Source organism: Thalassobacillus sp. C254 (assembly GCF_001310615.1).
This window is the reverse complement of record NZ_BAXQ01000021.1, coordinates 41950-64634: the sequence shown is the minus strand read 5'-3', so window position 1 is coordinate 64634 and position 22685 is coordinate 41950. Positions and strand designations below refer to the sequence as shown.

General features: G+C 43.1%; 15 protein-coding genes, 12 pseudogenes and 2 other annotated features. All 27 genes and pseudogenes read left to right on the top strand.

Going from position 1 to position 22685, the window contains the following annotated elements:
* Positions 1-293: 293 nt before the first annotated feature.
* The 27 genes and pseudogenes from JCM19033_RS16785 (at position 294) to JCM19033_RS16665 (ending at position 22268) form a co-directional block, all read left to right on the top strand.
* The gene (locus JCM19033_RS16785) at positions 294-1001 is read left to right on the top strand and encodes an MgtC/SapB family protein (protein ID WP_054637149.1); all 708 of its coding nucleotides are present in this window, start codon (positions 294-296) and stop codon (positions 999-1001) included.
* A 130-nt stretch (positions 1002-1131) separates the two neighbouring features.
* Positions 1132-1598: pseudogene (locus JCM19033_RS16780) on the top strand (CtsR family transcriptional regulator).
* Between the two features lie 28 nt (positions 1599-1626).
* Complete coding sequence (locus JCM19033_RS16775) at positions 1627-2163, top strand: UvrB/UvrC motif-containing protein (protein ID WP_054637148.1); 537 nt, start codon at positions 1627-1629, stop codon at positions 2161-2163.
* Positions 2163-3237: pseudogene (locus tag JCM19033_RS16770) on the top strand (protein arginine kinase). Before JCM19033_RS16775 ends, JCM19033_RS16770 begins: the two are co-directional and overlap by 1 nt.
* A gap of 25 nt (positions 3238-3262) precedes the next feature.
* Positions 3263-5717, top strand: a pseudogene (gene clpC, locus JCM19033_RS16765) (ATP-dependent protease ATP-binding subunit ClpC).
* A gap of 186 nt (positions 5718-5903) precedes the next feature.
* Positions 5904-7299, top strand: a pseudogene (gene radA / locus JCM19033_RS16760) (DNA repair protein RadA).
* 79 nt (positions 7300-7378) lie between these two features.
* Positions 7379-8452: a DNA integrity scanning diadenylate cyclase DisA gene (gene disA, locus JCM19033_RS16755; protein ID WP_054637147.1), complete on the top strand. Its 1074-nt coding sequence runs from the start codon at positions 7379-7381 to the stop codon at positions 8450-8452.
* 204 nt (positions 8453-8656) lie between these two features.
* Positions 8657-8890, top strand: coding sequence for a hypothetical protein (locus JCM19033_RS28395; RefSeq protein ID WP_374701261.1), 234 nt, complete (start codon positions 8657-8659; stop codon positions 8888-8890).
* A pseudogene (locus tag JCM19033_RS28390) lies at positions 8878-9085 on the top strand (PIN domain nuclease); the annotation flags it as partial. The gene JCM19033_RS28395 and the pseudogene JCM19033_RS28390, both read left to right, overlap by 13 nt.
* Before the next feature lie 68 nt (positions 9086-9153).
* Positions 9154-9753, top strand: a pseudogene (locus JCM19033_RS28385) (PIN/TRAM domain-containing protein); the annotation flags it as partial.
* Positions 9754-9977: 224 nt separating this feature from the next.
* Complete coding sequence (gene ispD, locus JCM19033_RS16745; RefSeq protein ID WP_054637146.1) at positions 9978-10670, top strand: 2-C-methyl-D-erythritol 4-phosphate cytidylyltransferase; 693 nt, start codon at positions 9978-9980, stop codon at positions 10668-10670.
* Positions 10671-10672: 2 nt separating this feature from the next.
* Complete coding sequence (gene ispF, locus JCM19033_RS16740; RefSeq protein ID WP_054637145.1) at positions 10673-11146, top strand: 2-C-methyl-D-erythritol 2,4-cyclodiphosphate synthase; 474 nt, start codon at positions 10673-10675, stop codon at positions 11144-11146.
* 42 nt (positions 11147-11188) lie between these two features.
* Positions 11189-12654: pseudogene (gltX, locus tag JCM19033_RS16735) on the top strand (glutamate--tRNA ligase).
* Between the two features lie 16 nt (positions 12655-12670).
* Positions 12671-12896, top strand: a binding site (T-box leader).
* Positions 12897-12999: 103 nt separating this feature from the next.
* On the top strand, positions 13000-13686 hold the full coding sequence (gene cysE, locus JCM19033_RS16730; protein WP_054637144.1) for a serine O-acetyltransferase: 687 nt from the start codon (positions 13000-13002) through the stop codon (positions 13684-13686).
* Positions 13683-15079, top strand: a pseudogene (cysS, locus tag JCM19033_RS16725) (cysteine--tRNA ligase). Before cysE ends, cysS begins: the two are co-directional and overlap by 4 nt.
* A gap of 5 nt (positions 15080-15084) precedes the next feature.
* Positions 15085-15522 (top strand): Mini-ribonuclease 3, encoded by a 438-nt coding sequence (locus tag JCM19033_RS16720; RefSeq protein WP_054637143.1) that lies wholly within the window; start codon positions 15085-15087, stop codon positions 15520-15522.
* Positions 15519-16267, top strand: a pseudogene (gene rlmB, locus JCM19033_RS16715) (23S rRNA (guanosine(2251)-2'-O)-methyltransferase RlmB). Before JCM19033_RS16720 ends, rlmB begins: the two are co-directional and overlap by 4 nt.
* Positions 16268-16274: 7 nt before the next feature.
* Positions 16275-16786: pseudogene (locus JCM19033_RS16710) on the top strand (NYN domain-containing protein).
* A 76-nt stretch (positions 16787-16862) separates the two neighbouring features.
* Positions 16863-17512 (top strand): annotated as a pseudogene (gene sigH, locus JCM19033_RS16705) (RNA polymerase sporulation sigma factor SigH).
* Positions 17513-17716: 204 nt separating this feature from the next.
* Positions 17717-17863 (top strand): 50S ribosomal protein L33, encoded by a 147-nt coding sequence (gene rpmG / locus JCM19033_RS16700; protein WP_054637142.1) that lies wholly within the window; start codon positions 17717-17719, stop codon positions 17861-17863.
* A 236-nt stretch (positions 17864-18099) separates the two neighbouring features.
* Positions 18100-18294 (top strand): preprotein translocase subunit SecE, encoded by a 195-nt coding sequence (gene secE, locus JCM19033_RS16695; protein ID WP_054637153.1) that lies wholly within the window; start codon positions 18100-18102, stop codon positions 18292-18294.
* A gap of 54 nt (positions 18295-18348) precedes the next feature.
* Entirely contained in the window at positions 18349-18882 is a 534-nt protein-coding gene (gene nusG, locus JCM19033_RS16690; RefSeq protein ID WP_054637141.1) for a transcription termination/antitermination protein NusG, read from the top strand.
* Positions 18883-19029: 147 nt separating this feature from the next.
* Positions 19030-19455: a 50S ribosomal protein L11 gene (gene rplK / locus JCM19033_RS16685; RefSeq protein WP_054637140.1), complete on the top strand. Its 426-nt coding sequence runs from the start codon at positions 19030-19032 to the stop codon at positions 19453-19455.
* Positions 19456-19564: 109 nt separating this feature from the next.
* Entirely contained in the window at positions 19565-20263 is a 699-nt protein-coding gene (gene rplA / locus JCM19033_RS16680; protein WP_054637139.1) for a 50S ribosomal protein L1, read from the top strand.
* A 54-nt stretch (positions 20264-20317) separates the two neighbouring features.
* Positions 20318-20473: a sequence feature (ribosomal protein L10 leader region), on the top strand.
* Positions 20474-20543: 70 nt separating this feature from the next.
* Positions 20544-21045 (top strand): annotated as a pseudogene (gene rplJ / locus JCM19033_RS16675) (50S ribosomal protein L10).
* A gap of 68 nt (positions 21046-21113) precedes the next feature.
* Positions 21114-21476 (top strand): 50S ribosomal protein L7/L12, encoded by a 363-nt coding sequence (gene rplL, locus JCM19033_RS16670; RefSeq protein WP_054637138.1) that lies wholly within the window; start codon positions 21114-21116, stop codon positions 21474-21476.
* 195 nt (positions 21477-21671) lie between these two features.
* Positions 21672-22268: a class I SAM-dependent methyltransferase gene (locus JCM19033_RS16665; protein WP_054637137.1), complete on the top strand. Its 597-nt coding sequence runs from the start codon at positions 21672-21674 to the stop codon at positions 22266-22268.
* Positions 22269-22685 lie beyond the last annotated feature (417 nt).

The following is a 22685-nucleotide window of genomic DNA, read 5'->3' as shown; positions in this document are numbered from 1 at the left end:
AGGCAAACTCTAAAAGCACCCACAACATGGGTGCTTTTTTTGCGTTCTTTTGTCTGGGGATGAATTGTGGGTATCTCCTTTCGAGTTTACATGCATTTCTCTTCCTTGTCTCCCATAGAGTAGATAATCAAAATTATCTTCTTTTCTAGGGTTTGGAACTAATTACAAAGTGAAAGATGAAGGAGTTACGTAAAGCAAAGAGGAAAATATGAAGGAACCTGAAAATAGGTTTAAAGACAAATACAAAGAGAAATAGGTTTGGTGTGCTTTTGCAAAGAGGGGGTAGGGTGTAGATGGAAGCTGAATGGCTCAATAATGATTATGTTGTGATGAGCTTGCGCTTATTATTTGCTGCAAGTCTCGCTGGTTTAGTAGGGCTGGAAAGAGAGCAAAAACATAGAAATGCAGGCTTTCGGACTCACCTTTTAGTAGGAGTAGGCTCTGCTCTTGTTATGTTATTGGCGTTATTTGGATTTCAGCCATATATGGCTGAAAATCCTGAACTGGTTACTTTTGACCCTTCCCGTTTGGCTTCTTATGTCATAAGCGGAATAGGGTTTCTTGGAGCGGGCACAATTATTGTCCAAGGTGCATCAGTCAGGGGATTAACAACGGCTGCTTCCATTTGGGTGGTCGCAGGAATAGGTTTGGCCGCAGGCTCAGGAATGTATTTTGCTGCGTTACTAACCACAGGTATTGTCATTATCAGCCTGCGTTACCTTTCAAAAGTAGATCGTTTTTTTAAGAAGCCTTCACAATTTGAAGTTATATATCTGCAGGCAAACCGAAAGGAAAACAAGCTGTCGCAAGTCATTTATTCTTTAGAAGTGCTGGACGTTGAGATAAACAAAATAAACATGGAAGAGGTGACAGGAGACGAAACAGCCTTATTGGCGTATAAAATTGAAATAGAACGAAAAAAAGAGGTTCATCAAGCTCATGTTTACGAAGCAATTCAAGAATGTGATGGCATACATGAACTAAGAATAGAAAAAGCATGAGAATGAAAGAGCTCCTTTTTTGGGCATAATAAAGAGGGGTTCTACTTGCATTTTCAAATTATTTGTACTATATTTATAGTCAAATATAGTCAAGGTCAATATCGAGCCAGGGAGAAGGGAGGTCACTGGGATGCGGAATATATCAGACATAATTGAACAGTATTTAAAAGCTGTCCTCACCCAAAGTGACCAGGATCTAATTGAAATTAAAAGAAGTGAATTAGCAAAGAGATTTGACTGCGTGCCTTCCCAGATTAATTACGTCATCGGGACTCGCTTTACTGTGGAAAAAGGCTATATTGTCGAAAGCAAACGCGGAGGCGGCGGATATATCCGGATCATTAAAGTGAAGCCTGCCGACCATGCTGAACTGTGCGACCAAATTATTGATTTGATCGGAAAAGGAATTGACCAGGATCTGCCGAAAGTATAGTGAAGCGTTTGTACGAGGAAGAAGCCATCACAAAACGAGAGGCTAACTTAATGATATCAGCCTTACAGCGTGAGGTGCTGGCATTATCCCAGTCGGTCCAGCGCGACCTTTTGCGGGCAAATATTTTAAAGGCTATGCTGAAAAGCTTGAAATATAGAGAATAAGGCGCCAAAACGGGGAGGAGGAATGGATATGCTCTGTCAGGAATGCCAGGAAAGAACAGCCTCACTTCACTTTACGAATATTATAAATGGAAAAAAAACCGAGGTTCATCTCTGTGACCAGTGTGCAAAAGAAAAAGGAGAATCAATGTATGTACCGAATTACTCTATTCAGGACCTGTTATCGGGTCTGCTGAATTTTGAGCCTCCTAAGTCTTCAAGTTCATCCACTCAAACCCGGCGTCCAAGACAGCTGGTTTGTAATAAGTGCGGCATGAATTATGAAACCTTTGCCAAAAAAGGAAGGTTTGGTTGTTCCTACTGTTACCAGGCGTTTGATAAAAAGCTTGACCCCATCTTTAAAAGAGTGCACAGTGGCAATCATTTGCATTCAGGGAAGGTTCCTAAACGCATCGGCGGGCGCTTAAAACTCAGCAGGCAAATAGATGATCTGAGAGAAAAGATGCGCCAGTATATAGCTAGCGAGGAGTTTGAAGAAGCAGCAGAGATCCGGGATCAAATACGGGAACTTGAAAAAAGCATTCAAGATAAAGGGGAGGGGGAATGATGTCGCTTCAACGTTTTTTCTCAGAAGCCATCAGTCCTTGGATGAAAAATCAAAAGGGCCCTGATGCAGATATAGTATTAAGCACGAGACTTCGATTGGCGAGAAACCTGGAAGACTATCCTTTTCCTATTATCGCCAACGAAGATTCTGCAAGAACACTGCTGAACTATTTATCTTCTGAGCTTGGAAAAGAGGGGTACAGTTCCTTAGGTGAACTTGAACTTCTTAAAATGGAAGACTTATCGAGCAATGAAAAGAAAGTGCTGGTTGAAAAACATCTTATCAGCCTCATTTAGCGGAAAGCTCGATCCATGGAGCCGTCATGCTGAGTGAAGATGAATCCATTAGTATTATGATTAATGAAGAAGATCATTTGCGACTTCAATGCTTATTTCCAGGCTTTCAGTTAAGTGAAGGTCTAGTCCTTTCAGGAGGATTGGACGACTGGGTAGAAGAAAAGGTTACCTATGCATTTGATGAAAAAAGGGGTTATCTTACAAGCTGCCCTACGAATGTAGGCACAGGGATGAGAGCCTCTGTAATGATGCATTTACCTGCGTTGGTAATGACTAAACAGTTAAACAGGATATTGCCGGCTATTAACCAGCTCGGCCTTGTCGTAAGAGGAATTTACGGAGAAGGCAGCGAAGCTTTAGGTAACCTTTTTCAAATATCAAACCAAATGACATTAGGAAAGTCTGAAGAGGATATAGTCGAAGACTGAGGGGAGTGGTCATGCAGGTCATACAGCATGAAAGAGCAGCCAGAGAGAGACTGTTTCAATCTTCGCGGGTCCAAATAGAAGATAAGGTGTTCCGCTCTTACGGGATCCTTAGTAACAGCAGAATCATAGAATCCAAGGAAGCAGCAAAACGGTTGTCTGATTTGCGTTTAGGGATAGACCTGGATTTAATTGAAGGAATAACGGGTAATATTCTTAATGAACTCATGATTCTGACACAGCCTGGTTTCCTGCAGCAGTTTGCAGGAGAGACTCTCTCAGCCAATGAACGGGACATCCGCAGAGCTACTTTGATTCGTGAACGACTAAAATTAGAAGAAACAAATGATTAGTACTTAAAATGGAGGTGTCCGTATCATGATGTTTGGACGATTTACAGAACGCGCTCAAAAAGTACTTGCACTTGCACAAGAAGAAGCTATCCGACTTGGACACAATAATATTGGAACAGAGCATATTCTGCTTGGTTTATGCCGCGAAGGAGAAGGAATTGCAGCAAAAGCCCTGCAAGCCCTAAACCTTGGCTCAGAGCAAATCCAAAAAGAAGTGGAAGCTTTAATAGGCACTGGGCAAGAAGGGTCAAAAACCATTCATTACACTCCACGTGCAAAAAAAGTCATCGAGCTTTCCATGGATGAAGCAAGAAAGCTTGGTCATTCCTATGTAGGAACAGAGCATATCTTGCTTGGTCTTATTCGTGAAGGAGAAGGTGTAGCTGCACGGGTGTTAAATAATTTAGGTGTCAGCTTGAACAAAGCGAGACAGCAGGTGCTTCAATTGCTTGGAAGCAACGAAGCATCAAGCAGCAGCCACCAGCAGCCGTCCGGCGCAAGCTCTGCTAATGCGAATACACCTACCCTGGACAGTCTGGCAAGAGATTTGACTGCGGTAGCGAAAGAAGAAGGGTTAGATCCGGTTATCGGACGCAGTAAAGAAATTGAAAGAGTGATCCAGGTATTAAGCCGACGGACGAAGAACAACCCTGTCCTTATTGGTGAGCCTGGAGTAGGGAAGACAGCGATAGCTGAAGGGCTTGCCCAGGCTATTATCTCTAACGAGGTTCCAGAAATTCTTCGTAACAAACGAGTCATGACCTTGATATGGGTACGGTAGTTGCCGGTACTAAATACCGCGGGGAGTTTGAAGACCGTTTAAAAAAGGTGATGGAAGAAATTCGTCAGGCAAACAACATTATCTTGTTTATTGATGAGCTCCATACCCTGATTGGTGCCGGGGGAGCAGAAGGAGCGATTGATGCCTCGAATATTCTTAAACCTTCTCTTGCTCGTGGAGAGCTTCAATGTATCGGAGCCACTACGTTGGATGAGTACCGTAAATACATTGAAAAGGATGCTGCTCTTGAGCGGAGATTCCAGCCAATCCAGGTTGATGAGCCAACATTGGAAGAGTCTACCCAGATTTTAATCGGCCTTCGAGACCGCTATGAAGCTCATCACCGGGTAACAATTACTGATGAAGCGATTGAAGAAGCTGTCAAGCTTTCTGACCGCTATATTCCAGATCGGTTTTTACCAGATAAAGCTATTGACCTTATTGATGAAGCAGGGTCGAAAGTTCGTTTGCGCTCTTATACAGCCCCTCCTAACTTAAAAGAGCTCGAACAGAAGCTGGAAGAAACCCGCAAGGAAAAAGATGCAGCGGTGCAGAGCCAGGAATTTGAAAAAGCTGCTTCTTTAAGAGACAGTGAACAGCATCTTCGTGAAGAGCTTGAGCAAATGAAAGACGAGTGGAAAGAAAAGCAAGGACAAGAAAATACAGAGGTTACAACAGAAGATATTGCCCAGGTAGTGGCCAGCTGGACAGGTATACCTGTTTCCAAGCTTGCTGAAGAAGAAACAGAGCGTCTCCTTCGTATGGAGGAAATCCTTCATAATCGTGTGATTGGTCAGGAGGAAGCGGTTAAAGCGATTTCCAAGGCCGTGCGTAGAGCTCGTGCTGGCTTAAAGGATCCAAAGCGTCCGATTGGTTCATTTATTTTCTTAGGACCAACAGGGGTAGGGAAAACGGAACTAGCTCGTGCTGTAGCTGAGACTTTGTTTGGCGATGAAGACTCAGTTACTCGAATCGACATGTCTGAGTATATGGAGAAGCATTCAACAAGCCGGCTTGTTGGTTCACCACCAGGATATGTAGGATATGAAGAAGGAGGACAGCTTACTGAGAAGGTTCGCCGTAAACCATATTCTGTCATTCTTTTGGATGAAATTGAAAAAGCTCATCCCGAAGTATTCAATATCCTTCTTCAAGTATTAGAAGACGGTTTCCTGACAGATTCTAAAGGAAGAAGAGTGGACTTTAGAAATACGGCAATTATTATGACTTCTAACGTAGGAGCAAGCGCCTTAAAACAAAATAAATATGTAGGTTTTGCCACACAATCTGGTGATGAAGAGCATGCGGATATGAGAGATAAGGTTATGAAAGAATTGAAAAATGCTTTCCGGCCTGAGTTCTTAAACCGTATCGACGAAATTATCGTCTTCCACAGCCTGGAAAAGAAACACATCAAGGAAATTGTTGTCCTGATGGCAGAACAGCTTAGAAAACGACTGGCGGAATACGGGATCAGCTTTGAATTAACAGATGCGGCAAAAGACAAAATTTCAGATGAAGGGTACGACCCGGAATATGGAGCACGTCCCTTCGCCGGGCGCTTCAAAAGCAAGTGGAAGATCGTTTATCTGAAGAAGTACTTCGAGGAAATATTGAAAAAGGCGGAAAAGCCATCATTGATGTACAAGATGGAGAGTTTATCGTGGTGACCAAGTCAGAGTCAGAAGCTAACGCATAACCACCTTTAAAGCCGGGAGATACTCTCCCGGCTTTTCTATTACATACTTAGCTCTTTTTCTCATGGAAGGAAAGGGCAAATTAAAACAGGTACTGGATATAATGGGGGAAGTTTATCTCTCAAGGAATTTTGTGAGGGCGTGGTAAAATAGATTACAGGATACATATAATAAAGTGAGGGTTAGGTATGGCAAAAATAAAAACCAAGTTTATTTGTCAAGAATGCGGTTATGAATCCAGCAAATGGATGGGGCGTTGCCCAGGCTGTCAAAACTGGAACACGATGGTTGAAGAAATTGAAGACAAGAAAAAGCAAGGAGCTTCCCGGACAGGGTTAGGGAGCGGCACAGACGGCAAAAGGCAAAAGCCCCAGTCCATAACCAAGATATCAGGCGAAAGAGAAGCGAGAATTAATACTTCTATCATGGAGCTCAACCGGGTATTAGGAGGAGGGATTGTACCAGGATCTCTTGTTTTAGTAGGAGGAGATCCGGGGATCGGAAAGTCTACTCTTCTTCTTCAAATGTCTGCGATTCTGGCAGCTCAGGATCATAAAGTACTTTATATTTCAGGTGAAGAATCTGTAAAGCAGACAAAGCTTAGGGCAGACAGGTTAACCATTCAAGCTGATAAATTGTTTGTGCTGGCAGAGACAGATATGGAGTATATAGAACGGGCAATTGATGAAGTGGAACCAGACATGGTGGTCATTGACTCTATACAGACCATTCACCAGGCTGAAATAACTTCTGCCCCAGGAAGCGTGTCTCAAGTAAGAGAAACTACCTCATCCTTTATGAGAATTGCAAAAACAAGAGGAATTGCGGTCTTTATTGTTGGACATGTGACAAAGCAGGGAAGCATTGCAGGACCAAAGCTGTTAGAGCACATGGTGGATTCAGTCCTTTACTTTGAAGGAGAGAGGCACCATACTTACAGGATTTTAAGAGCAGTAAAGAACCGTTTTGGTTCAACAAATGAGATTGGGATCTTTGAAATGAAAGAGCATGGACTGGTAGAAGTCAAAAACCCATCGGAAATTTTCCTGGAGGAACGCTCTAAAGGAGTGGCGGGATCTATTGTAGCGGCTCCATGGAGGGCACAAGGCCGGTGCTGGTGGAACTGCAAGCCCTGGTTTCCCCATCAAGCTACGCAAATCCAAAGAGAACAGCAACTGGTGTTGATCATAACAGAGTATCTTTATTAATGGCAGTTTTAGAAAAACGAGTCGGACTCTTGCTGCAGAACCAGGATGCGTTTTTAAACGTGGCAGGAGGAGTTAAGCTAGATGAGCCTGCTGTAGACCTGGCGATAGCTATTTGTGTTGCTTCCAGCTTTAGAGACCAGGTTACCAGCCGACTGACGTGGTAATGGGAGAAGTCGGCCTGACAGGAGAGATCCGCCGCGTATCCCGGATAGAACAGCGAGTCGGTGAAGCAGCTAAACTTGGCTTTAAACGAGCCATTATCCCTCAAAAAAACATGGGAGGCTGGACAATACCAGAGGGAATTGAAGTTGTAGGGGTTTCTACCTTAGAGGAAGCTATTCAGGTAACCTCTGAAGGAAACCAGAGGCCGTGGTAAACAGGAAGGGAAAATAAGCGGCCAAAAGCTTTAATGCCGTGCGCACAAAAGGAAAAGGGAAGAAGAGGGAGGCTGCAGCATGACTGACAAAAAGAAAAACAATGTAATGGAAAACGTCTTGCACTATGTTGCTCCCGGCACACCCCTGCGAGAAGGAATAGATAATGTTCTTCGGGCAAAAACAGGCGGACTTATTGTGTTAGGGTACACCGACGAAATGAAGTCAATTGTAGACGGCGGTTTTTATATTAATTGTGAATTTTCACCTGCTTATCTGTATGAGCTGGCTAAAATGGATGGAGCAATTATTTTAAGTCAGGACGGCAAAAAAATTCTATATGCAAATACACAACTTGTACCAGATAACGGTATTACCTCAACTGAAACAGGGATTCGGCACAGAACGGCTGAACGTGTCGCAAGGCAGACAGGCGGGCTGGTTATTTCCATTTCTCAGCGACGACATGTTATCACCTTGTATAAAGGGTATGAGAGGTATTCATTAAGAGATATGGGCATGATTTTAACAAAAGCTAACCAGGCAATTCAAACCTTAGAGAAGTATAAAGTGGTGTTAGATCAAAGCATAACAAACTTAGGGGCTTTAGAGTTTGAAGAGCTTGTTACCTTTCAGGATGTATCCCAGGTCATTCACCGTGTTGAAATGGTTCTTCGCATAAAAAACGAAATACTTAACTACATTAGTGAACTTGGAAATGAAGGTCGCTTAATTACAATGCAGCTAAACGAATTAGTTTCCAACATAGAAGAAGAGGCTGTATACCTAATTAAGGATTACGTCAAAAATGAGACTTTAATCGCAAAGGATATATTGAAGGAAATGCAGAAACTTTCAAACGAAGAACTCCTTGATGATTCCATCATCTTTAAGCTTCTTGGTTATCCTAGGCAGGTCAATCACCAGGAGCATTCTGTTTCTCCCCGCGGTTACCGTATCCTACACAAAATTCCGAGGCTCCCTGCTTCTATTATTGAAAACCTTGTAAAAGAGTTCGAGGGGGTAAACAAAATCATGGTTTCCTCTATTGCAGAACTAGATGAGGTAGAGGGAATTGGTGAAGCCAGGGCCAGAAAAATAAAAGAAGGACTAAACAGGATACAAGAGCAGTTGTTTATAGACCGCCATATTTAAGGGAAGTGAAAAGGGGGAGTATTGTTACTTGACTTCTTCTGATTGGTAAATATATAATGGAATGTTTGAAATTGACAATTGTGTTATATTTTATTACGATGAAAGAGCAGTCCCTTTACATTCTGTAAGTTCGTGTGAAATTGAGTTTCATAGGTTTCAAAAAAGGAGATTTGTCTATAATAAGGAAAGGGAGGTGAACCAAAAATGTTAAGATGGATTGTACAGTTGTTCTTTATACTTGTTGGCGGCGCACTAGGTTTTTTATTTATTCCTGAACTTATATCTTTTCTTACAACTGATGCGCCTGCTTGGTTAGAAAGTCCTTATGCAGGAGCTGTTCTCGGTGCTTTGATTTTATATCTTCTGACATTTTGGCTGGCTGATTATATCGTGAATGTTATGCGTTTGATGGAAGAAACGATTGTAAAGGCCCTGTAACAGACGTGTTATTTGGAACAACAGGTCTCGCATTTGGTTTGATTGTGGCGTATTTGATTATCATTCCTTTAAATACTATTCAAATTCCTGTGCTGACGACGGTTCTTCCTATTTTTATCTCGTTCTTTCTTGGTTATTTTGGCTTCCAGGTAGGTTTTAAAAAGAAAGAGGAACTAATTAATCTGTTTACTGCCTCCAAAGCGACAGCTAAGGAAAAAAGAAAAGAGGATTCAGAAGAACAGCCTAGTGACCTTTCAAAAGTTAAGATCCTCGATACCAGTGTGATCATTGATGGCAGAATCGCAGACATATGCCAAACTGGCTTCTTGGAAGGTGTGTTAGTAATTCCTGAATTTGTGCTGGAGGAGCTTCAGCATATTGCTGACTCTTCTGACGTATTGAAGAGAAATCGTGGACGCAGGGGACTGGATATCTTGAACAAAATCCAAAAAGAGTTAAGCTCTGAAGTCCATATTTATGAAGGGGATTTTGAAGACATCCAGGAAGTGGACAGCAAGCTTGTGAAGCTTGCGAAAGTGATGAATGGCATGGTTGTTACAAACGATTTTAATTTGAATAAGGTGTGTGAATTCCAAGGAGTCCCTGTTCTTAACATCAATGACCTGGCAAACGCGGTGAAGCCTGTAGTGCTTCCTGGAGAAGAGCTTAATGTTCAAGTGATTAAAGATGGAAAAGAGCAGAACCAGGGTATTGCCTATTTAGATGATGGAACAATGATTGTAGTAGAAAGCGGCCGCAACTATATAGGTAAAACAATCGAAGTAGTGGTTACAAGCGTACTGCAGACTAGCGCCGGCCGCATGATTTTTGCTAAGCCGAAGCTCCTGGAAAAAGCTTTGTGAAGACCTTGACACTGCCTTTTAGTAGACTGTCCTGACCAAACGGGCGGATATTAGAAGGGAGTGTTTTTTATTTTTACAAAATCGTCTGTTTTTGCTATTTCGACTGGCATCTGATAAAGCATGAAAAGAAGGGTTTTTGTATGATTCTCGTTTGATTTTCCAGCCTGATCAAGTGTATCATAGAAGAGCCTTAAAATAGACGGAAACTGTGACGGAGAGGTAGTATGGAATATAAAGTAGTGGTCCCGGCAGCCGGCCAGGGCAAACGTATGAAAGCAGAAAAAAACAAGCAATTTATTACTTTAGATGACGATCCGGTGATAGTTCATACTCTGGCTATATTTGAAAAAGATCACTGGTGTAAAGAGATCATCATAGTAGTAAATGAAAAAGAAATAGAGGAAATGAAAGCACTTTTAGACTCTTACCACTTCACCAAGATATCACCACTTGTTCCTGGAGGAAAAGAACGACAGGACAGTGTGTATAAAGGGTTGAAAGCCTTAGATAATCAAGGGGGCATAACGCTGGTCCATGACGGGGCCAGGCCGTTTGTCAGCATTGAACGGGTACATGATCTTGTGGAAAAGACAGCATCCACAGGGGCCTCGGTTCTTGGTGTGAAAGTGAAAGATACAGTGAAACGGGGAGCAGAGATGATAGTAAAGGATACGGTTCCTCGTGAAAATTTGTGGGCCATACAAACACCGCAAGGCTTCCATCATGAGCTTGTTGTCAGGGCCTATGAAGATGCGCTTGAAAAAAATCACCAGGGAACTGATGATTCCAGCCTTGTTGAGTTTACCGGCCAAGAGGTACATATCGTTGAGGGGGAATACGATAACATTAAATTGACCACCCCCGAGGATTTAATTATTGCCAAAGCGATTCTTGAGAAAAGGAAGGGAGGAGACTGAGCGTGAGAATAGGACAAGGGTTTGATGTTCATCAATTAGTGGAGGGTCGTCCTTTAATCATTGGTGGTATTGAGATTCCCCACGAAAAAGGTCTTTTAGGTCATTCAGACGCTGACGTACTTTTGCATACGATAGCTGATGCGTGCCTTGGAGCGATTGGTGAAGGTGATATTGGAAAGCATTTCCCGGATACGGATCCAGCGTTTAAGGATGCAGACTCTGCAGAGCTGCTTCAACATGTATATATGCTTGTAAAAAAGCAAGGCTACGAGCTTGGCAACATTGATTGTACGATTATGGCCCAGCGGCCGAAAATGGCTCCTTACATTCAGGGGATGCGAGAGAAAATCGCTGAACTGCTGGAGGGGGATGTTTCCCAAGTGAATGTAAAAGCAACAACGACAGAAAAGCTTGGCTTCACAGGAAGGGAAGAAGGAATTGCTTCCCAGGCCGTAGTGTTGCTTGTAAGCAAATAATAAGCTCACTAGAAATAAAGAATAGGTGGAAGGGTGTTAAGTATGTCAAAAGAAGTAAGAGTGCGGTTTGCTCCAAGCCCCACAGGTCATCTTCATATCGGCGGAGCAAGGTCTGCTTTATTTAATTATCTGTTTGCCCGCAGCCAAAACGGCAAGTTTATCTTACGGATAGAGGATACAGACCAGGCGAGAAATGTGGAGACTGCCACAGAGAAGCTGATGGCCAGTTTAAAATGGCTGGGAATTGAATGGGATGAAAGTGTAGATATAGGCGGAGAATATGGTCCTTACCGAAGCATGGAGCGCATGGATGTTTATACAAAATATATAGAACAGCTCCTTGAAGAAGGAAAAGCGTATTATTGCTATATGACAGAAGAGGAGCTGGCTGCTGAGCGTGAAGCACAACTCGCTAAAGGCCAGGCACCCAAGTACAGTGGCAGGGATCGGAATTTGACAGCCGAACAGCGTAAAGCTTATGAGGAAAAAGGCATCAAGCCGGTTATTCGCTTTCTCGTGAAGGAAGGAGAAAAAGTGGTGATAGATGACGCTGTCCGCGGGGAAGTAACTTTTGAAACTGACGGAATTGGCGACTTCGTTATTGCCCGCGGCGATGGTGTGCCGACATATAACTTTGCCGTAGTAGTCGATGACCACTTGATGAAAATTTCACACGTTATCCGGCTGAAGAACATTTGTCCAATGCTCCTCGCCAGGCTCTTGTATTTGAAGCTTTTGGCTGGGAAAAGCCGAAGTTTGCTCATGCTTCTCTCATCCTTAACCCAGATCGTCAGAAGATGAGTAAGCGGGACGAATCAATCATGCAGTTTGTCGAGCAGTATAAGAACCTCGGTTATTTGCCAGAAGCGATAGTTAATTTCCTGGCACTTCTTGGCTGGTCTCCAGTAGGAGAAGAAGAGATTTTTACTATGGATGAGCTTATTGAACAATTTTCTCTTGAACGTGTATCAAAAGCACCGGCTGTTTTTGATACAGATAAGCTTGCCTGGATGAACAATCAGTATGTAAAAGAAGCGGATACAGAGCGGCTCACAGACCTGGCTGTTCCTCACTTTCAAGAAGCGGGAAAACTTCCAGAATCACTGGATACAGAACAACGAGAGTGGGTTAAGAAGCTGGTCGCTCTTTACCAGGAACAAATGCATTATGCTGCAGAAATTGTAGAATTGACAGATCTGTTCTTTAAAACAGAAATCGAGTATAATGAAGAAGCAAAGGAGGTACTTGCTGAAGAGCAGGTGCCGGAAGTTATGAAACAGTTTGCTGAGGAAATAGATGCCTTAGAAGGATTTGAACCAGCAGATGTGAAGAAGGCAGTGAAGGCAACACAGAAGGCAACCGGGCAGAAAGGGAAGAAGCTGTTTATGCCAATTCGTGTAGCGGTTACTGGGCAGACACATGGGCCGGAGCTTCCCCATGCAATCTCATTGCTTGGGCCTGATGTTGTGAAAACCCGTCTAAGACAAGCTGTTAATCAATACAAATAAACAAAAGCTGAATATAGAGAAAACGTTGATAAGGATAAGTAAGGAAGCTGCCCTCCTAAACAGAGACGATCACCTTGGCTGAAAGTGGTCGTAGGAAGAGTTTCCTGAACATGCACCTTAGAGTCCCTGGCTGAAGAGTAAGTATGCTGGGGCGGCTTAAGCCGTTAACTGATGAAGGGAAGGATCTATATTTCTCTGATCCTTAAGCAGAGTGGAACCGCGCTTATGTAAGCGTCTCTGTGCCAATGGCACAGGGCGCTTTTTTTCGTGCCAAATAGTAACGGGGAAAAAGACTTTGGAGTGTACGAGGGCACGGCATATTAATGGGAAAAAGAGGGAGAAACTATGTTTAAAACATTTAAAAATGACATTGATGTAGTGTTTGAACAAGACCCGGCAGCGCGGAGCCGGTTTGAAGTTATTATGACTTATTCAGGAGTTCACGCTGTATGGGCTCACCGGGTAGCGCATTTCTTATGGCAGCGCAAGCTTTTCTTTTTAGCGAGGCTTTTGTCTCAATTTAGTCGCTTTATTACCGGAATTGAAATTCATCCGGGTGCAGTAATTGGACAGCGCTTGTTTATTGATCACGGAATGGGTGTTGTCATTGGGGAAACGTGTGAAATAGGTGATAACGTCACCATCTACCAAGGAGTGACCCTTGGGGGTACAGGGAAAGAAAAAGGAAAAAGACACCCGACCATTAAAGACAACGTTCTGATTGCAAGCGGAGCAAAGGTGCTCGGTTCAATGACGATCGGGGAAAATGCCCGGATTGGAGCCGGATCTGTGGTTTTAAAAGAGGTGCCGGATAACTCAACGGTAGTTGGAATCCCTGGAAAAGTCGTCATTCAAGATGGTGTGAAAGTAGATGAAGATAAAGACGGGCACTTAAATCACCACCTTCTTCCTGATCCTGTTACAGATAGATTTTGTAAGCTGGAAGAAGAATTAGAGGAGCTGCGGCAAGAGGTGAAGGTACTGCGGCAAAAACAAAAGGAAGAACAAAGACAGGGAAGTGAGCAGCGATGACAGTAAGCATTTATAATACGCTAACTAGAAAGAAAGAACCCTTCAAACCGCTGGAAGAAAACAAAAGTGAAAATGTACGTCTGCGGTCCAACGGTTTATAACTATATTCACATAGGAAACGCCCGGCCTGCCATTGTCTTTGATATGGTACGCAGGTATCTGGACTACAAAGGTTACGAGGTAATGTATATCTCTAACTTTACTGATGTCGACGATAAGATTATAAAAGCGGCGAATCAATTGGGAGAAGAGGTCCCTGCATTAGCTGAAAAATTTATTGAGGCTTATCATGAGGATACAAAGGCCCTCGGAGTCAAGGAAGCCGATCTTCACCCGCGAGTTACTGACACCATGGAGGACATTATTACTTTCATCACTCTTTTGGAGGATAAAGGGTATGCATACGAAGCGGAGGGAGACGTTTATTTTAAAACAAAAGCATTTGACAGTTATGGGAAACTTTCAGATCAATCCATTGAAGACCTTCAGCTTGGCTCTCGGATAGAGGTGGGAGAAAAGAAGAAAGATCCTCTGGATTTTGTATTATGGAAAAAAGCGAAAGAGGGGGAAATTTCCTGGGATAGCCCATGGGGAAAGGGTCGTCCAGGGTGGCATATTGAATGTTCTGCATGGTAAAAAATACCTTGGTGATACGATAGATATACACGCAGGAGGACAGGATCTTGCTTTTCCTCATCACGAAAATGAAATTGCACAGTCAGAAGCCCTTACTGGAAAGGCGATGGCTAATTACTGGATGCATAATGGGTATATTAAAGTAGATAATGAAAAAATGTCGAAATCTCTTGGCAACTTCGTACTTGTGCATGACATTATTAAGGAACATCCGGCCGATGTGGTTCGTTTCTTTATGCTGCAGGCACATTACCGTACTCCTATTAATTTCAGCAGTGAATTATTAGAGAGTGCAAAAAGCAGCCTGGACCGGATTAAATCCACGGTCAGCAACCTTGAACACCGCTTGGAAGAAAGTGCAGACGCTGGAGACGAAGAAGAGTGGTTGAAATTGATTGATCAGCACAAAAAGGCTTTTATCAAAGAAATGGATGATGACTTTAATTCCGCCAATGGAATTGCTGTGCTTTTTGATATAGTCAAGGAAGCCAATCGCTGCATGCAGGCTGAGCATTCCTCCAAGAAGGTCCTTTCCGCCTTTATAGGGATAATCAAAGAAATAGGAGATATTCTTGGCCTGACCGTAGAAGAAGAGAAAGAAATCCTTGATGAAGAGATAGAGGCTTTGATTCAAAAGCGTATTCAAGCGAGGAAAAATCGTGATTTTACATTAGCCGACAAAATTCGAGATGATTTAAAGGAGCAGGGAATCATCCTGGAGGACACTCCTCAAGGAACTCGCTGGAAAAGAGGGTGAGGTAAATGCTGGACGAGGAACGAGGAGAGAAGCAAGTAGATGCCCGGCAGTTAAATGCTTTGGCCCTCGCTTATATGGGGGATGCTATTTACGATATGTACGTCAGACATCATCTTATCGCCCGCGGTAGAGTACGACCTCAGAAGCTTCACCAGACCGCCACATCGTATGTTTCCGCAAAGGCACAAGCCCGGGCGGTAAGAAGCCTTTTAGAAAAGCAGGAACTTACAGAGGAAGAAGAGGCATTGGTGAGAAGAGGGAGAAACGCGAAGTCTGGAACTGTGCCAAAAAATACGGATCAAAACACGTACAGACACAGTACAGCCTTTGAAGCGCTGCTAGGTTTTTTATACTTCCTGGAACGCAAGGAACGCTTGGAGAGAATTATTTACTATACATTTACCCTCGTGGAAGAAGAACAGGAAAGGAGTGAGAAGTCATGAGTGAGGAGTGGATCACAGGCAAAAACGCTGTCCTGGAAGCTTTACGAGCAGGCAGGCCGATTAATAAAGTGTGGACAGCTGAAGGTGCCGGGAAAGGCAGATGAAACAAGTATTTGATCTTGCCAAGGAAAATGGAGTTCTTGTACAGCCTTCTCCCCGGAAAAAACTTGATGAGCTCGCCGGCAATAACCGTCACCAAGGGGTGGTGGCTTCTGTGGCGGCTTATGAATATGCACAGCTTGAAGATCTTTTTAAGAAAGCGCGTGACAAAGGGGAAGACCCTTTCTTTTTGCTACTGGATGAAATTGCCGATCCTCATAATTTAGGGTCTATTCTGCGAACGGCAGACGCAGCGGGTGCCCACGGTGTGATCATTCCAAAGCGCAGGTCAGTCGGTTTAACGCAGGCAGTAGCAAAGTCGTCTACTGGAGCGATTGAGCATGTCCCGGTCGTGCGGGTAACAAACCTGGCCCGGACTATGGATGAGCTTAAGGAAAAAGGACTGTGGCTTGCAGGGACTGATGCAAAAGGAAAGCAGGATTTCCGTGAATGGGACGGGGATATGCCTGTTGGCCTGGTGATTGGAAGTGAAGGAAAAGGGATGAGCAGGCTGGTAAAAGAGAAGTGTGACTTTCTTCTAAGTATTCCCATGACAGGGCATGTCACATCACTAAATGCGTCGGTAGCAGCCAGCTTGTTAATGTTTGAAGTACTGAGAAAACGGAAGCCGATTGGACAAGGGTAAAATGGAAATGAAGGATGTCTTGCTTGTTGATGGCTACAACATTATCGGGGACTGGCCGGAGTTAAAAGAATTAAGGGAAAAGGACCTCGCCCAGGCCCGGGACTTGTTAATTGAAAAAATGGCTGAGTACCAAGCGTTCAAGGGTGGGAGGTAAAGGTCATTTTTGATGCTCACATGGTTCCTGGCGTGGGAAAGAAGTACCTTAACTACCGGATTGATGTAGTGTACACAAGAGAGAATGAAACAGCAGATGAAAGAATAGAAAAGCTTGTAAGAGAAATTAAAAATGTAGAAACGCGAGTACATGTCGCCACTTCAGACTATGCGGAGCAGTCTTTGATTTTTGGAAGCGGGGCCCTGAGAAAGTCAGCCCGGGAGCTTCGCATAGAAATGGAGCTGGTGGAGGAAGGCATTTCTCGACAAGTACAAGAGACAAAAGAGCGTCGAATTGAGACGAAATTGCCCATATCAAAAGAAATTGCTGAAATTTTTGACAAATGGCGTCGAGAAGGCCGATGAGTAGTTGACGCTTGGTTTCACGGTGATTTATAATTATTTCTAGAAATATACAATCAGTCGAGGCGGGGGGATTGTATTGGGCACAGACCTCAAAGATGCAAAGCAGCACCATTTCAATAAGGCTGAAGATGAAGCACTAGTGGCAAGCGTTCGTAATGGAGACACAGCAGCACTTGAGTTTTTAATTAATAAATATAAGAACTTTGTGCGCGCAAAAGCGAGATCCTATTTTCTCATAGGGGCTGATCATGAAGACATTGTTCAAGAAGGTATGATTGGGCTTTATAAGTCGATTCGCGATTTTAAAGGAGACAAGCTTTCCTCCTTTAGAGCTTTTGCTGAACTATGTATTACCAGGCAAATTATTACTGCAATTAAAACGGCAACACGGCAGAAACACATGCCGCTTAATTCCTATGTTTCCTTGGACAAGCCCCTTTATGATGATGAATCAGATAGAACTCTGCTGGATGTCATATGCGGATCTCGTGTAAGTGACCCGGAAGACTGATTATTAATCAGGAAGAGTTTGACGACATCGAACTGAAAATGAGTGAAATACTAAGTGACCTGGAACAAAAGGTACTTATGCTTTATCTGGATGGAAGATCCTATCAAGAAATCTCGACTGACTTAAACAGACACGTGAAATCAATTGACAACGCTTTACAAAGAGTCAAACGAAAGCTTGAAAGATACATGGAAGTAAAGGGCGTAACTTTATAAGTGTAAAAGGAAAAACGTTCACCATTTATTTTCGAAATATTCATAACTGAAAAACAAGGCATGCTTATCCTTTGACAGCTGCCTTGTTTTTTTGAGGGTAAAATTCGGCCCTTTCCTCCAGCTGATTGACAGTGAAATTCCTGTATGATATGGTGATTAAGCGCATGCATATGACGAAGTGTGAGCTTACTTAGGAGGTGCTCAATGCGGAGGAAAGTGGTACTCTCATGTGGACAGTGCTTTGCCAGAAACTATACAACTGAAAAGAAGCAGACAGAGACCGGCCGCATTGAGGTGAAGAAGTTTTGCAAACAGTGTAATATGCATAGCCTTCATCGTGAGACAAAGTAATCTGCGGTTGTTTTTTTATTTATAAATATACTGTTTGAAGGCAAGGAATGAACAGCCAGGCCGAAAGGCGGTTTTTTCATAAATAGCCAGGGATAATCTCCTCCAATATTGGAGAGGATGGAGCGTAAGAGCTGTGCTTTCTGTTGCAGAGAATCTTAAACCGGTGAAGGTTCGTATAGAGATAGTTTCATTGACATGTAGGTTTAGGAGGCTCATAAGCTTTGGAGGTGGCACTTATGGCGAGCGGCGTAAAAAATACGGGGAAGTTTTTACGGGATGTAGGCAGGGAAATGAAGCGGGTTACCTGGCCCACTCGTAAAGAGTTAATAAAATATACCGGTGTGGTTCTTGCAACGGTTTTCTTTATTTCAATTTTCTTCGCCGTGGTAGACTTAGGATTGTCTACCCTTGTTCGTACATTCTTGGATTAATAGCTGAACTGACCCCTGTTAGTTAGGAGGGAAGGACATACCGTCCACTTGAACATGGAGAAAAATTGGTTTGTAGTACACACATATTCTGGATATGAAAACAAAGTAAAAACGAACCTGGAAAAAAGGGTAGAGTCCATGGAGATGACCGATAAGATTTTCCGCGTGCTTGTTCCGGTTGAAGAAGAAACGGAAGTGAAAAACGGAAAAAGCAAAGCGGTCACTCGCAAGGTCTTTCCAGGGTACGTCATTGTAGAAATGGTGATGACAGATGACTCCTGGTACGTAGTTCGAAACACTCCGGGGGTGACTGGATTCGTAGGCTCTGCAGGAGCAGGCTCCAAGCCGACTCCTTTGCTTCCTGATGAAGTAGATAACATTTTGAAGCAAATGGGTGTGGATGCTCCGAAAGCAGAGGTGGACTTTGACCTTAAAGAAACAGTGAAGGTGAAAGAAGGACCGTTTGCTGACTTTACCGGCACCATTGAAGATATTAATACAGAAAAGCAAAAAGTAAAGGTGCATGTCAATATGTTTGGCAGGGAGACTCCTGTGGAGCTGGAGTTTCATCAGGTTGAAAAGATTTAAATTTGGACTTGCAGTTCCTCTCGCGAAGTGATAAGATTTTTAATGTTTGAAATAAGCTTCAACAAACGAACTTGTGATATCAAGTTCGTTTTCGAGTGGGAGGCTCTTGCCCGAGAAACCACATCACGGACTAAGGAGGTGTGTCGCGTGGCTAAAAAAGTCGAGAAAGTCGTTAAATTGCAGATTCCTGCAGGGAAAGCGAATCCGGCTCCGCCAGTAGGACCGGCACTAGGACAAGCTGGAGTAAATATCATGGGATTCTGTAAGGAATTCAATGCTCGTACTGCTGATCAAGCAGGAATGATCATTCCTGTAGAAATTAGTGTATATGAAGATCGTTCGTTTACTTTCATCACAAAAACTCCACCCGCTGCTGTTCTTCTAAAGAAAGCTGCTGGAGTGGAAAGCGGTTCTGGTGAACCTAACAAGAACAAAGTAGCAACGATTAAGCGTGATAAAGTACGTGAAATTGCTGAGACAAAGATGCCAGATCTTAACGCAGCTGACATTGATGCAGCTATGCTTATGGTTGAAGGTACAGCAAGAAGCATGGGCATTGTAGTCGAAGACTAATTGCCGTTGCCTGATTAAGGGTTGCGAGATCCCGTCTAGATGACTGGACGACGCAACCTTTATTAGTGGGAGGTATAACCGCTAAAACCACAACGAGGAGGAAATGAAATTGGCTAAAAGAGGTAAAAAGTATCAAGATGCTGTAAAGCTTATTGATCGTGAACAAGCATATAATGCCGAAGAAGCTATTGAGCTAGTAAAAAAGACTGCTCCTGCTTCTTTTGATGAAACAGTAGAAGTGGCTGTTCGTCTTGGCGTTGACCCAAGGAAAAATGACCAGCAAATCCGCGGAGCTGTTGTGCTTCCGCACGGAACTGGCAGAACTCAACGTGTCCTGGTTTTTGCTAAAGGTGCAAAAGCGCAAGAGGCAGAAGCTGCTGGAGCAGATTATGTTGGTGAAGATGATCTTGTAAACAAAATCCAACAAGGCTGGTTTGAGTTTGATGTTGTTGTTGCAACACCGGACATGATGGCTCAAGTTGGTAGACTAGGTAAAGTACTTGGACCTAAAGGTCTAATGCCAAACCCTAAAACCGGTACGGTAACAATGGATGTAGAAAAGGCTGTAGGTGAGATTAAGGCTGGTAAAGTTGAATATCGCACAGATAAGTCTGGTAACATCCACGCGCCAATCGGTAAAATCTCTTTTGATACTGAAAAGCTTCAAGAGAACTTTAACACAGTGATCGAGACGCTGGTAAAAGCTAAGCCTGCCGCTGCTAAAGGAACGTATATGAAGGGCGTAGCAGTTGCTTCTACTATGGGTCCTGGAGTGAAAGTATCTACTTCTACTTTGAACCTAAAATAAGACTTGACGTCTTACTTTGAAATATATATACTGTTAAAGGTATGAAACCTGAAACAAACCAATACGGACGTACCATAGACAGCAGGAGTGCTTGCCGCACTTAAACTTCCTGCCGAGGTAGTTTTCTATAATTCCTAGTGAGAAATCACATAGGATAATTATGAGAGCAAACCTTCATGTCTATGGACATGAAGGTTTTTTTATTGCATAAGCAAAGGGTGAATGAATAGAAGCCTTGTCATCGTGTGGTAATAATGTATGAAGACTAGGAGGTGTGACGATGAGCAAAGTAATTGAACAGAAGCAGCAAGTCGTAAGCGAAATCGCAGAAAAGCTTGAAAATAGCGTTTCTACAATCCTTGTAGACTACCGTGGACTTGACGTGGCAGAAGCTACTGAACTTCGTAAGCAATTGCGTGAAGCTGGCGTAGATTTCAAAGTGTACAAAAACACAATGACTCGCCGTGCGACTGAACAAGTAAACCTAACAGACCTTGATGAGCATCTTGTTGGTCCAACTGCTATCGCCACAAGCACAGAAGATGTAGTGGCGCCGGCTAAGGTTCTTAACAATTTTGCAAAAAATCATGAGGCGCTGGAAATTAAAAACAGGCGTGATTGAAGGACGTGTAGTAAGCCTTGATGAAATCAAGCAGCTTGCCGACCTACCATCTCACGACGGACTTGTTTCTATGCTACTCAGCGTACTTCAAGCTCCAATGCGCAACTTTGCTTTGGCTACCAAAGCAGTTGCCGACCAAAAGGAAGAAGAAGGCGCATAAGTCGAACGTCGCTGTATAGTGCGTAAAGTACGTAAAAATATAATCAATTATTTTAAGGAGGATTCACAATGAGTAAAGAATCTATCATTGAAGAAATCAAAGAAATGTCCGTTCTTGAATTGAACGACCTTGTAAAAGCAATCGAAGAGGAGTTTGGCGTAACTGCTGCTGCTCCTGTAGCTGTAGCTGGCGGAGGCGGAGAAGCTGCTGAAGCTGAGCAAACTGAATTTGACGTAGTTCTTGAGTCCGCTGGCGGATCTAAGATCAACGTAATCAAAGTCGTACGTGAAATCACTGGACTTGGCTTGAAAGAAGCTAAAGCTCTAGTTGACGGCGCTCCAGAGACAATCAAAGAAGGCGTAAGCAAAGAAGACGCTGAAGAAATCAAAGGCAAGCTAGAAGACGCTGGCGCAAGCGTAGAAGTTAAGTAAGGTAACGCAGCAATATCGGCTTCCTCCTAATCTAGGGGGGAGCCTTTTTGTTCGATTGTTTTGTTTTGAAGGTCATCTGATGCCGGGGGTAGTGGAGAAGAATATCATTTTAGTTGGGAAAACAAGGCATTTTTTGCTTTCTGCAATTTACTTTTGGTAGGATAGATGGACAGTTCATAAATGAGGAGGCACGTTATGAAAGATCATTATTATTCTCATAACCCTTCTAGTGAGAGTGAAGAACGAAAGATCAAAACAGTTTTACGTGGTAATAAGCTAGTGTTCACCACTGACAGAGGCGTGTTCTCAAAAGGAGAAGTGGACTTTGGAACGCAAACCTTGCTTGATGCTTTTGAGTGGCCCGAGGCAGATGGTGAGATTCTTGACGTGGGTTGCGGATACGGACCTATTGGACTTGCTCTTGCTGCTGAAAAGGAAAGAGACGTGTGGATGGTTGATGTGAACCAGAGAGCGCTTGCTCTGGCGAAGAGGAATGCAAAAGACAATCAAATAAACAATGTCACTATACAAGAGAGTGATTTGCTTGATTCAGTAGAAAAGCAGGACTTCTCGGCAATCGTTACCAATCCCCCGATCAGAGCCGGAAAGAAAGTGGTTCATGAGCTTTTCAAACAAACGTTTAACCACTTGGTGCCTGGCGGAGAACTTTGGGTAGTAATACAAAAAAAGCAAGGTGCTCCTTCTGCTAAGGAAAGACTGGAAGAAATCTTTGAGTCCGTCGAAACCGTGAAAAAAAACAAAGGTTATTATATTTTAAGGGCCAAAAAATAATTGACCAGAAGATTGGTTTGTGTTATTGTTATTTAATGCGTATAACTACCAATTTTATGATGCAAAGAGAATTAATGAAAATGATCAGGTAGTGAATAAAAAACAAGAGAGTGGGGAACAATAGGATAATCAAGGCAGGAGATGGAAAATAGTGGTTTCTCTATAGAGCCATTTTTTATTTTGCACTTTTCGAATGAAAGAGCATTAAAATTTTATTTTACAGATTCCGCCAAGCATTTGAACAGTAAGTTCAAGCTGCATTGTTTGCTTATCTTACGTTTCTTCATAACTTGATGGTTAGCACTCTCGTAATACAGCAAGAAGATTATTATTTGTGAATCAGCTTGGAAGAAACATGAGTGACTCCATTTTCGTTTGAAAAGGGGTTATTCGTGTTCACATATTTTCTTTCCTTAT